This is a genomic window from Pseudarthrobacter scleromae, assembly GCF_014644515.1.
Classification (GTDB): Bacteria; Actinomycetota; Actinomycetes; order Actinomycetales; family Micrococcaceae; genus Arthrobacter; species Arthrobacter scleromae.
Genome location: NZ_BMKV01000004.1, coordinates 423896 through 437504, shown reverse-complemented (window position 1 = coordinate 437504; position 13609 = coordinate 423896). Strand labels below are relative to the sequence as shown.

General features: G+C 67.1%; 14 protein-coding genes. 11 read left to right on the top strand and 3 right to left on the bottom strand.

Annotation, left to right across the window (positions count from 1 at the left end):
• The first annotated feature begins 43 nt into the window (after positions 1 to 43).
• From IEX33_RS12865 to IEX33_RS12850, 4 genes are all read left to right on the top strand, one after another.
• The gene (locus IEX33_RS12865; RefSeq protein ID WP_188730738.1) at positions 44 to 556 is read left to right on the top strand and encodes a mycothiol transferase; all 513 of its coding nucleotides are present in this window, start codon (positions 44 to 46) and stop codon (positions 554 to 556) included.
• Between the two features lie 220 nt (positions 557 to 776).
• Positions 777 to 1154: a VOC family protein gene (locus IEX33_RS12860; protein ID WP_188730736.1), complete on the top strand. Its 378-nt coding sequence runs from the start codon at positions 777 to 779 to the stop codon at positions 1152 to 1154.
• 263 nt (positions 1155 to 1417) lie between these two features.
• A complete protein-coding gene (locus tag IEX33_RS12855; RefSeq protein WP_188730734.1) occupies positions 1418 to 2629 on the top strand; it encodes a GmrSD restriction endonuclease domain-containing protein in 1212 nt (403 codons plus the stop codon).
• Between the two features lie 138 nt (positions 2630 to 2767).
• A complete protein-coding gene (locus IEX33_RS12850; protein ID WP_229675366.1) occupies positions 2768 to 3400 on the top strand; it encodes an excalibur calcium-binding domain-containing protein in 633 nt (210 codons plus the stop codon).
• 114 nt (positions 3401 to 3514) lie between these two features.
• Here the strand turns inward: IEX33_RS12850 and IEX33_RS12845 are convergent, their stop codons facing one another.
• Together IEX33_RS12845 and IEX33_RS12840 are read right to left on the bottom strand one after the other, a co-directional pair.
• Positions 3515 to 3949, bottom strand: coding sequence for a nuclear transport factor 2 family protein (locus IEX33_RS12845; RefSeq protein ID WP_188730729.1), 435 nt, complete (start codon positions 3947 to 3949; stop codon positions 3515 to 3517).
• Between the two features lie 131 nt (positions 3950 to 4080).
• Positions 4081 to 4479, bottom strand: a complete 399-nt coding sequence (locus IEX33_RS12840) for a DUF1304 family protein (RefSeq protein ID WP_188730727.1) — start codon at positions 4477 to 4479, stop codon at positions 4081 to 4083.
• Positions 4480 to 4599: 120 nt separating this feature from the next.
• Between IEX33_RS12840 and IEX33_RS12835 the strand changes: the two genes are divergently transcribed.
• The 6 genes from IEX33_RS12835 (at position 4600) to IEX33_RS12810 (ending at position 11617) form a co-directional block, all read left to right on the top strand.
• A complete protein-coding gene (locus IEX33_RS12835) occupies positions 4600 to 5649 on the top strand; it encodes a helix-turn-helix transcriptional regulator (RefSeq protein WP_188730726.1) in 1050 nt (349 codons plus the stop codon).
• A gap of 186 nt (positions 5650 to 5835) precedes the next feature.
• Complete coding sequence (locus tag IEX33_RS12830) at positions 5836 to 6810, top strand: ABC transporter ATP-binding protein (RefSeq protein ID WP_188730724.1); 975 nt, start codon at positions 5836 to 5838, stop codon at positions 6808 to 6810.
• Positions 6810 to 8429, top strand: a complete 1620-nt coding sequence (locus tag IEX33_RS12825) for an ABC transporter permease (RefSeq protein ID WP_188730722.1) — start codon at positions 6810 to 6812, stop codon at positions 8427 to 8429. The genes IEX33_RS12830 and IEX33_RS12825 overlap by 1 nt, the downstream gene beginning before the upstream one ends.
• Positions 8430 to 8466: 37 nt before the next feature.
• Positions 8467 to 9663, top strand: coding sequence for a glycosyltransferase (locus IEX33_RS12820; protein ID WP_188730721.1), 1197 nt, complete (start codon positions 8467 to 8469; stop codon positions 9661 to 9663).
• A 53-nt stretch (positions 9664 to 9716) separates the two neighbouring features.
• Complete coding sequence (locus tag IEX33_RS12815) at positions 9717 to 10550, top strand: hypothetical protein (protein WP_188730719.1); 834 nt, start codon at positions 9717 to 9719, stop codon at positions 10548 to 10550.
• A gap of 74 nt (positions 10551 to 10624) precedes the next feature.
• Positions 10625 to 11617: a hypothetical protein gene (locus IEX33_RS12810; protein WP_229675365.1), complete on the top strand. Its 993-nt coding sequence runs from the start codon at positions 10625 to 10627 to the stop codon at positions 11615 to 11617.
• Between the two features lie 28 nt (positions 11618 to 11645).
• On the opposite strand, the gene IEX33_RS12805 is transcribed toward IEX33_RS12810, so the two are convergent.
• Positions 11646 to 12944 (bottom strand): hemolysin family protein, encoded by a 1299-nt coding sequence (locus IEX33_RS12805; protein WP_188730716.1) that lies wholly within the window; start codon positions 12942 to 12944, stop codon positions 11646 to 11648.
• A gap of 68 nt (positions 12945 to 13012) precedes the next feature.
• On the opposite strand from IEX33_RS12805, the gene IEX33_RS12800 reads away from it, so the two are divergent.
• The gene (locus IEX33_RS12800; RefSeq protein ID WP_188730714.1) at positions 13013 to 13588 is read left to right on the top strand and encodes an SOUL family heme-binding protein; all 576 of its coding nucleotides are present in this window, start codon (positions 13013 to 13015) and stop codon (positions 13586 to 13588) included.
• Positions 13589 to 13609: the final 21 nt, after the last annotated feature.

Genomic DNA, 13609 nt, shown 5'->3' with positions numbered 1-13609 from the left:
GGGGTCCACGCGGCCCTTAGGGAAGAGAAGCAGGAAGGGAACCGTGAAAACCAACGAACTGCTGCTGGACGCCTTTGGCCGGGTCCGGGAGACCTTGGAGGCTACCCTTGAAGGGCTCGACGGCGGGACGCTGGCCCAGCGGCCAGGCGGCACCGGCAACTCGATCGCCTGGCTGGCCTGGCACCTGGGCCGCGTGGAGGATGCGCAGGTGGCGGACGTCGCCGGCCGCGAGCAGGTGTGGACCGCGCAGGATTTTGTGGGCCGCTTCGGCCTGCCGTTGCCCCGGAAAGACACCGGGTATGGACATTCCAGGGAGCAGGTGGACGCGGTGCGCGCCGAGCCGCGACTGCTTTTGGACTACTACAACGCCGTCCACCGGCAGACCGTGGACTTCCTGGAGACCCTCGGTGATGGCGACCTTGACCGTGTTGTCGACACGCGCTGGGACCCGCCCGTCACGCTCGGTGTGCGGCTTGTCAGCACCCTCGCCGACTGCCTCCAGCACGTTGGACAAGCCGCGTACGCCAGGGGCCTGAAACCGCCGCAGGACGAGTAAAAATCCCCTATTTCCGTGGGCGCAATTCGGTTCCATAATGGCCTCGTAGGCTTCGGGGACCCTGGCGCCATTGATGGCTGGCGGGGCACGCAGAGTTCCAGGTGGCCGCCCCGGCAGTGGCGCGAAGGGCGGCCATGCGCTCCGCACCGGAATGCCCCGGGGAGCGCAGCCGGGGGAGAGCAACCGCCATCAGCGCGAACAAGTGCACAAAGGAATCACCATGCTCAAGGATTCAGCAATCATGGCTGTTCTTCCCGCGAAGGACATCAACAGGGCCAAGGATTTCTACCGTGACAAACTGGGGCTGGAGCCCTCCGAAACCATCGAGGACAGCCTGATGTACCGTTGCGGCAACGGCACCAGCTTCCTCATCTACCAGACCGACAACGCCGGCACTGCAAAGAACACCCAGATGGGCTGGGAGTCGGACAACCTTGAACGCGATATGGAGGAACTGCGCGGCCGCGGCGTCACGTTCGAGGACTACGATTTCCCCGGCCTGAAGACCGAAAACGGCGTGGCTACCGACTCATTCGGAAAGGGCGCCTGGTTCCTGGACAGCGAGGGCAACATCCTCAACATCGCCCAGCGCGCATAGTTCAGGGGGCGGTTCCCGAAGGGAAGGTTACGACGGCGGCGCGAGCCGCCGTCGGCCGCCGCACCGTGGTGCGCAGGGCTTTTTGTCCGCAGTGTTACACCAAAGATCAAGGCGGGATCAAGGCAGAATCAACGTTGCCTCAGGCTTCCCGCAGTTTCCGCATTTCCGGGTGTCCCGGGAAATAGGCTCCTCACCATAACCACTTGTGGCTAAGCAAAAGGCCCGGCGTGCTGCCGGGCCTTTATTTGTTGGGGGAAAAATCAATGACGAACCATGGGACCGGGCTGGGGCCTGCCCCGTCGGCTTCGACGCCCGGGCCGCGGCCGCGGCCACGGCGGAAATCCGGCGCCATCGCACTCGGGATCTCCCTGGCACTCTTCGTAGCCGGAGCCGCTTCGCTGCCTAAGGCATTCTCCGGAGACCTGGAGCCCGCCGCCGCGCAGAGCACAGCTACGGCCGCCCCCTCCGCAGCCAGCACGGCCCCCTCAGCCACGCCGCCGCCGTCGTCCGCTCCACCAGCCCGGGACATGGGCGCGCCGCTGGATCCAGAGACCACTGCCCTGGTGGCGGAGGGTGCCACGGTGGAAGCTCCTAGGCCGCAGCCTGCCTTCGCCACCAAGGCGGCCCACCTGCTGGTCACCCTGCCCATCAAGGGCCGCGCGCCCAAGACGGGCTATGACCGCGCCTTGTTCGGCCAGGCGTGGGCGGACGTGGACCGGAACGGGTGCGACACCCGGAATGACATCCTCCAGCGTGACCTGACGGGTATCACGTTCACGAACAGTGTGCCCTGCAAGGTGCAGTCCGGGATGCTGGCCGACCCGTACACAGGAACGTCCATCAGCTTCCTGCGGGGGAGCGGGACCAGCAGCAAGGTCCAGATCGACCACGTTGTGGCGCTCAGCGACGCCTGGCAGAAGGGTGCCCAGCAGCTGACCACGGAACAGCGGACGGCGTTCGCCAACGATCCGCTGAACCTGCAGGCGACGGACGGGCCCACCAACCAGAAGAAGGGCGACGGCGACGCCGCCACCTGGCTGCCGCCGAACAGGGGGTTCCGGTGCGAATACGTAGCCCGGCAGGTTTCGGTGAAAGCGACGTACGGCCTGTGGGTCACCCAGGCCGAGCACAACGCGATGGCCGCCATCCTGGCCAGTTGCGCGGACCAGCTGGCGCCAACCAGCCAGGCTCCTGCTGCTCCAGCGCCCGAACCAGCCCAGGCCGAGCAGCCACCGGTACCGCCCGCTCAGGCACCGGTAGCCGCGCCGCCCGCGCAGGCTGCTGTGCCGCCGGCTCCCGTTGCGCCCGCACCGGCGGTGCCCGTGCCTGCTCCCGCTGCCCCGGCACCTGCCGCCGCCTACTACGCCAACTGTGCCGCTGCCCGCGCCGCCGGTGCTGCCCCGATCTTCGCCGGCCAGGCAGGTTACCGGGCCGGCCTGGACCGCGATTCTGACGGCGTGGCCTGCGAACGCTGACCCACTGACTTGGGGTTCTCACACCCCATGTGCATCACCATCACAACCATTTCCTAGGGGGAAACATTGAAGAAGACACTGTCATTAGTTCTGCTGAGCGGTCTGATGCTCACTGGATGCGGTGGCCAGCAGGCGGCGGTGCAGCAGGCAGAAACCGCCACCGCAGTTGCGGTAGTTGAAGAAGCCGTCACGCTTCCGGACGTTATGGGCCTGACCCTGGATAAGGCTACGGACCAATTGAAGAGTCTCGGGCTCGATGTTGAGGCCGTGGATACAGCCGAGGGCAAGACGATCGTGATGAAGAAAAACTGGCAGGTGACCTCCCAGGACCCCACGGGCGGCGCAAGCGTGTCCAAGGGCTCCACCGTGAAACTGGGCGTCACGTCATTCGACAAGCTGGCGGCGGACAAGGCTGCCGCGGAGAAGGCGGCGGCAGAAAAGGCAGCCGCTGAGCAGGCCGCGGCAGCGCAGGCTGCGGCGGAGAAAGCAGCGGCGGACAAGGCTGCAGCGGACCAGGCAGCCGCCGCTCAGCTCGCCGCAGAACAGGCAGTAGCGCGGCAGGCAGCGGAGGCGGTAGCTGCTCAGGCCGCCCAGCAGGCTGCACAACAGGCACCCGCCGCACCGGCACCTGCTGCACCCGCGCCGTCGTCCGTCCAATATGCCAATTGCACTGCGGCGCGAGCGGCAGGAGCAGCGCCCATCTATGCCGGTACACCGGGCTATGGAAAGCACCTAGATAGGGATGGCGACGGCATCGGTTGTGACAAATAAGGCTTGCGCCCGAACGGGCCCATCGTCGAATTAGCCCTCGGCAACACGATGCCGTGGATACCCTCGCAGGGTGTCCACGGCATTTTCGTTTGGTTGGTCCCGGCGTCCCACCTGTCAGTGCGACGTCAGTTCGCGCAGCAGTCCGAGCTGTCCCAGGAACTCCACCTGGTCGAAGTAGAAGTGGTGGGACGTGATTTCGCCTCCTTCGACCCGGGCGATGTCGCAGCTGCGGACCCTGATCTGCTTACCCGTCGCCGGCATTGTCTCGCCGGTCGGCAGGCTCAGCGGCCCGGTGTTCGTCCCTACGACGAAACCCTCGTCAATGGCCACGTTCCCGGCTTCGTAGCTGTCACCGTGCTCATACCGGACGTCGGGCATCGACTCCCAGAAGTGGAAGAGATAGTTGGTGATGGCGTCGCGCCCGGTCAGTTCCCCTTCGTCGGGGGTGTAGGCAACAGCGTTGGCGGCGTAGCACCGGGCCAGCGTCTCTTTGTCTTTTTCGTCCATGGCCGTGGTGAGACGGTCCATGACTTCGCGTGCCTGTCCCATTGTGGACCTCCAATTTTTGGGCGGCCTCACGGAAGCGGGGGCCGCTTCGTGGATTGGCTTCGGCTGCTGCCGGAACCACTTTAATTGCACGTCCGCCGCAATTTGCTGTCAACGGACACGGCTACCCTGCTTCAGAACGGCAGCGTCACCAGCGCCAGCAGGGCCGGAACAGTGGCGCCCAGGGTGCCCGGGATGCTGTCGCCCTTCTTCGGATAGTGGCCCAGCATGTCCGCCAGGAACATGGCCGGAGCGGTCAGCACCATGTTCAGGCAGCAGTAGACCACCAGGGTGTAGCCCACCACCACGTAGCCCATGTTCACCGCGGCCACCCCCGCCAGGACTCCCAGGCCGATCACCAGGTTCCGGAACCCGGTGGGAATGGCCCACATCATCACGGCCGGAACGTTCCGCGGCGGTGTACTCAGGAACTTCTGCGCCCACGGCCGGTGCATCAGGAAGCTTTCCAGCGGAAACACCGCGATGTACACCACGGCGGCGAGGACCGCGAAGATCTGGGATACGGCGTTCATGAGGGAAGAGTACGACGGCGGTGCTCACCTTCCCCATCCCCTGCGAGGGTGTTCCGGGGTGCTCTGGGAATCCCCGCTTTGGGGGATTGCGGTGCGGCCACACGGGCGGATACTGGAGCTATGTGGGAGGAGCGCGCTGAGCGTGCCCGGCGGGACATCGCCGCCCTGGCCACCAGCGGAATGAACCTGGCGGAGCTCTACCCTGCGGCGCTCGCCGTGGTGCAGCGGACGGTGCCGTTCGAGCAGGGGTGCTGGGCCGGCGTCGACCCCCAGACCCTGGTGATGACGTCCATCACCAACTGGAAGCCGTGGCCGGTGCGGAAAGAGGAATTCGTGGAGTACTCGGCCCGCTTCGCCGAGACGGAATATGCGGGCAACGAACCGAACACCTTCGCCCAGCTGCTGCGGCGTCCCCGTCCCATTGCACGCATGTCCGACGCCCCGCACCGGGAGGTGGTCCGCAGTGTCCGGATCAATGACCTGCTCAAACCGCAGGGCCTGGAGCACGAACTGAGGGCGGCCTTCCGGGTGGACGATACCTGCTGGGGTGTGGGCAGCATCTTCCGCGATGCCGGACGGGACTTCACGGACCGCGAGGTGGAATTCCTGGCGGCGGTGACAGCCACCCTGGCGGCCGTCACCAGGATCGCGGTGAGGGCAGGGCACCCAACCAGGGCCGCCGCCGTCGGACCCGTGATTGTGATAGCGGGCCGGCACGGGGAACTGAAGGCGGCAACCCCCGCCGCCGCTTCCTGGCTGGCGGAGGTGGAGGACGCCTCACCGGGCCGCTTCAGCATGGTGCTGTATTCGGTGGTGGCGCAGGCTTCCGCGGCCGTTTCGGGCACGGCCCGGGCCAGGATGCGCGACGCCGGGAACAACTGGGTGGTGCTGCAGGCCAGCCGCCTGATCACCGGTGACGATCCCGAGCAGATGGTGGTCACCGTGGAGCCCGCCACCACCCACGAGTTGGCCACCCTGCTGCTGGCCGCGTACGGCGTCACGGCACGCGAGCAGGAGGTCTGCCAGGAGGTGCTGTCCGGAAACCCGACGGCGGACATCGCCCGGCACCTGTTCATCTCGCCGCACACTGTGCATGACCACCTGAAGTCGCTCTTCGAGAAGGTGGGTGTGGGCAGCCGCGGCGAACTGGTGGCCAGGCTGGTGGCCTGAAGGCCCCGGTGCTGCCCTGGAAACGCGCCACGGCGCCAGTACTGTACGGCTCTTCCTCGCCGGTGCGGGCGCTTGTATGCTGTGGATCGGAGAGCCGGGAAGCCTGGTCGGCCCGCAGTCAATGCCTGCGGAACGCTTTGGCGCCGCCAGGGGCGTTCGCGTGACGAGCCAAGGAGCGGACTGCCGATGAATGCAGCAGCACAACCCGTTATTGAAGCCCGCGGCCTGGTCAAGGACTTCGGCAGGACCCGGGCGCTGGACGGCCTCAACCTGAGCGTGGCGCCGGGGGAAGTGCACGGATTCCTGGGTCCCAACGGCGCCGGCAAATCGACCACGCTGCGGATCCTCCTGGGCCTGATCCGCCCTACCGCGGGCACCGCCCGCGTCTTCGGGCTGGACCCGTGGGCCGACCCGGTGGCCGTGCACCGGGACGTTGCCTACGTTCCGGGCGACGTGAGCCTGTGGCCGAACCTCTCGGGCGGCGAAGTTATCGACCTCCTCACCGGCCTGCGCGGCGGTGCCGACGACGAGCTGCGCCGCGACCTCATCGCGGAGTTCGAGTTCGATCCCCGCAAGAAGGCCCGGACCTATTCGAAGGGCAACCGGCAGAAGGTCGCCCTGATAGCGGCCTTTGCCCGCCCTGCGCGGCTGTACCTGCTGGATGAGCCGAGCGCCGGCCTGGACCCGGTGATGGATGCCGTGTTCCGGCGCCAGATTGCGCGGGTCAGCCGGGATGGAGCCACCGTTTTGCTGTCCAGCCACATCCTCAGCGAAGTGGAACAGCTCTGTGACCGGGTGACCATCATCCGTGCCGGGACAGCCGTGGAAACAGGCACCCTGGGCGAGCTGCGGCACCTGCAGCGCACGCATTTCCGCGTCACCGGGCTGGCTGATCCGGCACGGCTGGCTGGGATGCCCGGCGCCCACGGGGTGAGCATCGCCGGCAGCGCCGCGGAGTTCGACGCCGACCCCGGGGACCTCGGGGCTGTCCTGGCCGGCATCGCGGAACCGGGGATTAGCGGCCTGTCGGTGGCTCCGCCGTCGCTGGAGTCGCTGTTCCTGCGCCACTACAGCGACGGCAACGGGGGACAGCAGACGGGTGGAAAGCGGGCCGGCAACGGCAAGGACAGCAGCGAGCGCACGGACAGCGGGGTGCTGTGATGTCCGGGGTGCTGCGGCTGCTCCTGTTCCAGGCCCGGCGGGACAGGGTGGCGCTGCCGGTCTGGATCCTGGGCATCACCCTGCTCAGTTTCGCCACCTCCACCGCCGTTGCCACCCAGTTCGGGGATGAGGCAGCGCAGGCTGCCATCCTCACCCTGGCGGCAGCGAATCCGGCGTTCCTCTTCCTCCGCGGCCTGCCGGACGGAACCGGCGTGGGCGCGGTGGTGTTCTTCCAGGGCTACGCGTTCACCGCAGTCCTGGCCGGCCTGATGAGCACCTTCCTGGTGGTGCGGCACACGCGCTCGGATGAAGAGCTGGGACGGGCCGAACTCCTCGGTTCGGTGCCCATCCCGCGGGCCGCGTCCCTGGCGGCAACGCTGCTGCTGGGAACCGCGGCCAACCTGGTGCTGGCCGTCTTTGTGGCCGGTGCCTTTGTTGCGGCCGGACTGCCCGCGGCCGGTTCGGCTGCGGCTGGTGCCGCCGTCGGGGGCGTGGGCATCTTCTTTGTGGCACTTGCGGCCGTGGCCGCACAGGCACTGCCCTCGGGACGGAGCGCGAACGGTGCCGCCGCGGGACTGGTCGGCGTGGCCTACCTGGTCCGCGGAATCGGAGACGCGCTTGGGACCCCCTCAGCTGACCTGCTGCACGTTACGAGTGCCTGGCCGTCGCTCCTCTCGCCCATCGGCTGGGGCCAGCGCACGCGGCCGTTCACCAGCCCGGACCTTGCGTTCCTGCTGGTTCCGCTGGCTGCGGCGGCCGTCCTGGGCACCGTGTCGGTGATGGTCCGACGGCGGCGGGACGTGGGTGCCAGCCTGCTGCCCGAGCGCGCCGGCAGGGAGCACGCAGGGGTGGGCGGCACCTCCTTTGTGGGCCTGGCGTGGCGCCTTCAGCGGGCCACGGTGGCTGGCTGGTGCATCGCGGCGGCAGCCCTGGGTGCCGTGGCGGGTGCCCTTGGCCCGGCAGTCACTGAGACGGTATCCAGCCTGGGGCCGGTGAAGGAGATGATCGAGCGGCTGGTGCCCGGCGGGCAGGCCGGACTGATCGACGTGTTCGTCACGGCGCTGCTGGGCATGGCCGGGGTGTTCGCGGCCGCCGCCGGGATCCAGGCAGTCCTCCGGATGCGTGCCGAAGAGGCGGAAGGCAGGGCGGAGATCCTCCTGTCAGCGCCGGTATCCCGGGCCCGCTGGCTGGGCGCCAACCTGTTCGTCGCCGCGGTCTCCGCCGCCGTGGTCTCCACGACGGCGGGAGCCGCTGCCGCCGTCGGCCTGGCTGTCTCAGGGACCTCCGATGGGCCCGCCTGGTCACTGGTGCCGGCGGCGCTGGCGCATGTCCCCGCAGCCCTGGTGTTCCTGGCCGCGGCCGCGGCCGCCTTCGCGCTGGCACCGCGGCTAAGCATCCTGGTGGCATGGGGCGTGCTTGCTGTGGCTATAGTCCTGGGCGAGTTCGGGGAGCTGTTCGGCCTGCCGGCGTGGCTGCAGGACGCGAGCCCGTTCCGGCACTCTTCCGCCATGCCGGTGGAATCCTTCAACCAAGCGGGGGCGGCGGGCCTGCTGCTCGTGGCGGCGGCCGGGGCTGCGCTGGCCGCCTACTCCCTGCGCAGGCGGGACCTGGCAGCATGATGCCTGCATTTCACACGACGGGACGGACCATGAAGCCATGAAGATGATGCTGCTGACCGCGGGGACGCGCGGCGACGTGGAACCCTTCTTTGCCCTGGCCCGTGCCGCCGTGGCCCGGGGGCACCAGGTCCGGATTGCCATTCCGGAGAATTCCGGCGCGGACACGGCCGGTCTGGACACCGTCAGCCTGCGCATGGACTTCGCCCGGCTCGTCAGTGACCAGGGGGTTTCTCCCCGGGCTGCGGCCAGGACCTTCCGGACAGTGATCCGGCCCGCCGTTGGCCAGCTTCTCTCCGCGGCCGTGGAGCATATCGTGGCCTACGCCCCGGATGTGGTGGTCTATCACCCGAAGGTCCTCAGTGCTCCGGCCGCGGCCCGCAGGCTGGGGGTCCCGTCAGTGCTGGTGGAGACCGTGCCTGCGCTGACGCCCACCTGGGAGTTCCCGTCGCCCATCATTCCAGCGGCCAGCCTGGGCCCGCTGAATCGGGCCAGCTACGCACCGGCGAGGGCGGCCACACTGATGTTCAGGCGGGAACTGAAAGCTGCCCTGGACCTGCTGCCGCCAGTGCGAACGCCGGCAACGGAAACCCGCGCCACACTGATCCCCGTCAGTCCCCACCTGCTTCCCCGCCCGTCCGATTGGCCGGCGTCGGTGCACCTTACGGGCCACTGGGCCGAAAAGCCCGCGGCCGCGGAGATCGACGACGAGCTGTCGGCTTTCCTGGACGGCGGGGACTTTGTGTACGCGGGGTTCGGGTCCATGAAGGCCGGCGACGCCGGGGCCCGGGGCGGGTCGATTCTTGAGGCGGCCCGGAGGAACGGCCTGCGGGCGCTGGTTGCCACGGGCTGGGGAGGTATCGACGTTCCGGCGGCTGCGATGGGCGGCGACGTCCTGGTCAGAAAATCGGTGGCCCACCACCTGGTCCTGCCACGCGCCGCGGCCGCCATCCACCACGGCGGGGCAGGAACGGTCCATGCCGTGGCGCGGGCAGGGGTTCCGTCCGTGGTGGTGCCGTTCATCGCTGACCAGCCGTTCTGGGGAGCTGTCCTGCACCGGCGCGGCCTCGGCCCACAGCCCGTCCCATACCGGAAACTCACCGCGGACAAGCTGGCCCGTGCCCTTGGCGAGGCAGGAAGCTGCCGTGGCCAGGCCGCGCGCACCGGTGAGCTGGTGCGCGCAGAGGACGGGACCGCCGTCGCGCTTGGTGTCCTGGAAAACCTGGCGGGTGCGTAGGCGCCCCGGTTCGCTGTAGTGTCGTGGCTACTACAGTATGGGGGTGCTGGTAGATGTCGCAGACCAGGTTGCGCGGCCACCGGCGCTGGTGGATCCTTGCGGCGATCCTGATTGTTGGCGTGATAGCTGCGGTTCCCGTTGCCAGCGTCATTCACCACATGTTTGATAACGCCGTTGGGCGGACCACAGTAGTCAAGAACGCCGACGGTACAGAACGAACCGTATATTGGCGAGAATATCCGGGTGTCGCGGGGATCGATCCCCAACAGGTTCTGGACGGCCCCACTCCGCAGCAGGGCTACGACGCCGGGCAGACGATGATCACCGAGATTAAGGCTGCTCTCTCGGAGGAACTCCGGCTCCAATGGGCCCCGGTGGCCGACAAGGGCGGCAGCCCGTTTCATAGGCCTATCGAGAACCATTATGGAGGCGAGTCCCTCTTAATAAATGTCAACGGTCCCGAATCCCAGAGCATCACCGTGCCGCAGACGTGGGAGGAAAAGCAAAGGGCAATTAGCATCATCGAAGAGGTGGCCCGCCGATACGGCTTTGACGCGCTGGCAATCGATGGCTTGGAAAGCTGGTCTGCCGAAGACCGCATCCGGGATCTTGGAGGTCTCACTCCCGACCAACAGGTTATTGTTTCCGGTGTGGCGCTGGGCCGTGCCGGTCAGTGGCTGGCCTTCAGGTTCCAGGATCTCTCGAAGGACGCCAAGGGCACCTTCACAGAACGGCTTCGGCCGCCAGAAGGAGCACAGTGGCAGATGAATACGATGGCGCTGAGCTACGGAGCTAACGGTCTTCTGGCAGCGGAAGACCGCAACGAATTCGAGTCCCGGATGGAGTCCTTTCATGGACTCATTCCGCCGGCGCCTTTGGAGAGCTAATGCTCCCGGCCAAACGTCACAGAATTCTGCAGGGGCCCCGAGGCCGCCGCCTGTGTCTTGAACTGGCACTGCAGGTGGATTCGGAGATCCGCTATGCGGCGTTCCGGTTGGCCCAGGAACTTGAAGGCGGCAGAGGGGTATCACGGGTTCTTTTGAACGCTGCTCCCGCCAGTGACACCGAGCCTCGGCCCCCTGCCCCGTCTGTGGAGAGCTTTGCGGAAAGGCTCAAATTCACGGACTTCTCAAACCTCGATGACAACCTGATGCAGGCCGCTCTTGAGCGGTCCGTTGACAGTGCAAAATATTGGCAACCGCCCGATGGCGAAGACGTCCTGGCTGGACTCCCGGTAGTAGCTGAGGCGTTGTCCCCGGTCGCCGAACAGTTCATGGCTGCACGCCATATGCAGTGGTGCTGGCAGCCCCGCCAGATAGAGCAGTGGGCGATCGACTGGCGCCTTGCCGACGATCCAGCACCCCTACCGAAAAACCCAGGAAAGACGCTGGCAGAATGGGCGCGTAAGGAACGCGCGGAGGAAGTAGCGGCGGCGCGAGAACGCCCCAGCGACCCCACCGCTAACGTTTCGGGAACGTGGTGGTCCATCCCGCACGGTCTGATCCAAACCGTCGGGCAACTCCCGGCTGGGCTTAGTTTGGTGGAAGATTCTCTGGGGTGGGAGCACGCGACGACGATTCCCGTTCGCGGATCCGGCAAGGTACTTGAGATAAATACGGCAGGGGACTGGGTAGAGCTCTGCCGCAAGTTCCCGCTGGAAGTCACAGCGTCCAGGCGGCATGACTGGTTCCACACCACCGGACGGCATGGAAGATGGGTAATCCCGGACTGGGAAAAAGCCACCGGCGAGTGGGACGCCATGCACCTTACAGTCATGGGCTACCTGAATGCCGCGGGGCGCCCACTTCAGGTCGATCCTGAAACAGCAACGGTCATTGCGGGCTGGGACCCCGACAGCACGATCTGGCTGACGGACGTAGCGCGTGAATGGATCGGACCCCGGCAGCAATGGCAGCGAGACTCGAATCGCGACGAATGGATTCGAGCACAATGATGGGGACAGAGGACACCATCTTCGGCCCCTAGAAAGCCGCCTGTCCGTCCGCGGGAGTCACCCGGATCCGGGAGATGCGCAGCCGGTCCATCGCCGTCACGGTGAGCACGTGGCCGGCCACCTCCACGCTGTCGCCCACCCGGGGGAGCCGGCCCAGGCGGTCGATGACGTACCCCGCCACGGTCTCGTAGTGGCCCTCCGGCAGTTCGATGCCGGATGCGGTTTCGAACTCCTGCAGGATCAGGGCGCCGTCCACGTCCACCGTCCCGTTGGCCCGGATGATGCGGTCCTCGGCGTCCACGCCGGTGTCGTACTCGTCGTAGATCTCGCCCACCAGCTCCTCCACCAGGTCCTCGAGCGTGACGATGCCGTCCGTGCCGCCGTACTCGTCCACCACCAGCGCGATGTGCTGGCCCAGCCGGCGCATCCGGGACAGCGAGGGCAGCACCTTGTTGGTGCCCGGCAACGGAAGGATCTCCCGCGCGATACCCCGGACCGGACCGTCGTCGTACTCTCCGTCGCGGGGCATGAGGTCCCGGATATGGACAAAGCCCAGGACGTCGTCGGGCGTTTTGTCCATGACGGGATAGCGCGAGAACGGGCCGTCCCGCACCATGCTGCGCGCCTCGGCGATGCTCATGCTGCCGTTGATGAAGGTCACCTCGGTGCGCGGGCGCATCACCTCCTGCAGCGAGCGCTCGCCGGCGCCGAACACGTCGTTGAGGATGCTGCGGCTGTGTTCCTCCAGCATGTCGCTCTCGGCCACCATGTCCCACAGTTCCTCGGAGCTGATGCTTTCCTGCTTGGCGTGGGGGTCGCCGCCGAAGAGCCGCACAACCGCGTTCGTGGAGACGGACAGCAGCCAGACGGCGGGCCGCATGATGTCGGAGAGGACGCCCAGCGGCGGTGCCAGGACCCTGGTGAAGCCGACGGCGCTCTGCATGGCCAGGCGCTTGGGCACCAGTTCGCCGAGCACAAGGGAAAGGTACGCCACCAGCAGCGTCATGCCGATGAAGGCGACTGGTTCGGCGGCGGAACCGAAGCCGATGCCTTCCAGGAGGGGCTCGACGTCCGGCGCGATGGTGGAGGCGCCATAGGCGGCGGAGAAGAATCCGGACAGGGTGACACCGATCTGGACGGTGGACAGGAACCGGTTGGGGTTGCCCGCCAGTGCGGCGATCCGCGCCCCGCGCTTCCCGGATTTCTCCAACCGCCGGACCTGGCTCTCGCGGAGGGACACCAGCGCCATCTCCGTGCCGGCGAACACCCCGCCCAGCAGCACAAAGAAGAGGACCAACAGAAAATTGAGCAGGGTGGCACCGTCCATGATCAGACACTACCGAATGAAGCCGCGGGTTACGCTCCGGGGCTTTGCGGCGTAGGGTCTGAGGGACCATGACAGAACAGCAACCCTATGAGCTCGTGAGGCGATACCCGCACTTCGAGCTGCGCCGCTATCCCGCCTATGCTGTGGCGGAAGTCCAGGTCAACGCGACTTTTGACCGTGCCGGGAACGCCGCCTTCCGGCACCTCTTCAACTACATCAGCGGCAGCAACACCGCACGGCAGAAGCTTGCCATGACGGCGCCCGTTATCCAGGCGCCCGGGGCCTCGCAGAAGCTGGCAATGACCGCCCCCGTGCTCCAGAGCGGCCCGCTGCAGGGCGGTGCACCCACTGATTTTTCTGTTGCGTTTGTTCTGCCCACGGGCGTCACTGCAGAGACGGCGCCCGTGCCGCAGAATCCCGACGTGAAAATCCGTCCGGTCCCCGGCTCCCTGACCGCGGTTGTCCGGTTCTCGGGCAGCGGTTCGGAGGCTGCGTTTGCCCGGTACAACGAGGGGCTGCAGGCCGCGCTGAACCTGGTGGGGCTGGCGCCGGTGGGTCCGCCCCGGTTCGCCCGCTTTGATCCGCCGTTCAAGCCGTGGTTCCTCCGCCACAACGAGGTGCTGCAGGACGTCGCGGACGCTTAACGGAATGACGACGGCGGGTGC

Coding starts and splice junctions, on each gene's coding strand:
- IEX33_RS12820 (WP_188730721.1), top strand. CDS start 8,467: ATGAAGATGATGCTGCTGACCGCGGGGACGCGCGGCGACGTGGAACCC.
- IEX33_RS12840 (WP_188730727.1), bottom strand. CDS start 4,479: ATGAACGCCGTATCCCAGATCTTCGCGGTCCTCGCCGCCGTGGTGTAC.
- IEX33_RS12835 (WP_188730726.1), top strand. CDS start 4,600: ATGTGGGAGGAGCGCGCTGAGCGTGCCCGGCGGGACATCGCCGCCCTG.
- IEX33_RS12805 (WP_188730716.1), bottom strand. CDS start 12,944: ATGGACGGTGCCACCCTGCTCAATTTTCTGTTGGTCCTCTTCTTTGTG.
- IEX33_RS12825 (WP_188730722.1), top strand. CDS start 6,810: ATGTCCGGGGTGCTGCGGCTGCTCCTGTTCCAGGCCCGGCGGGACAGG.
- IEX33_RS12830 (WP_188730724.1), top strand. CDS start 5,836: ATGAATGCAGCAGCACAACCCGTTATTGAAGCCCGCGGCCTGGTCAAG.
- IEX33_RS12855 (WP_188730734.1), top strand. CDS start 1,418: ATGACGAACCATGGGACCGGGCTGGGGCCTGCCCCGTCGGCTTCGACG.
- IEX33_RS12815 (WP_188730719.1), top strand. CDS start 9,717: ATGTCGCAGACCAGGTTGCGCGGCCACCGGCGCTGGTGGATCCTTGCG.
- IEX33_RS12860 (WP_188730736.1), top strand. CDS start 777: ATGCTCAAGGATTCAGCAATCATGGCTGTTCTTCCCGCGAAGGACATC.
- IEX33_RS12800 (WP_188730714.1), top strand. CDS start 13,013: ATGACAGAACAGCAACCCTATGAGCTCGTGAGGCGATACCCGCACTTC.
- IEX33_RS12845 (WP_188730729.1), bottom strand. CDS start 3,949: ATGGGACAGGCACGCGAAGTCATGGACCGTCTCACCACGGCCATGGAC.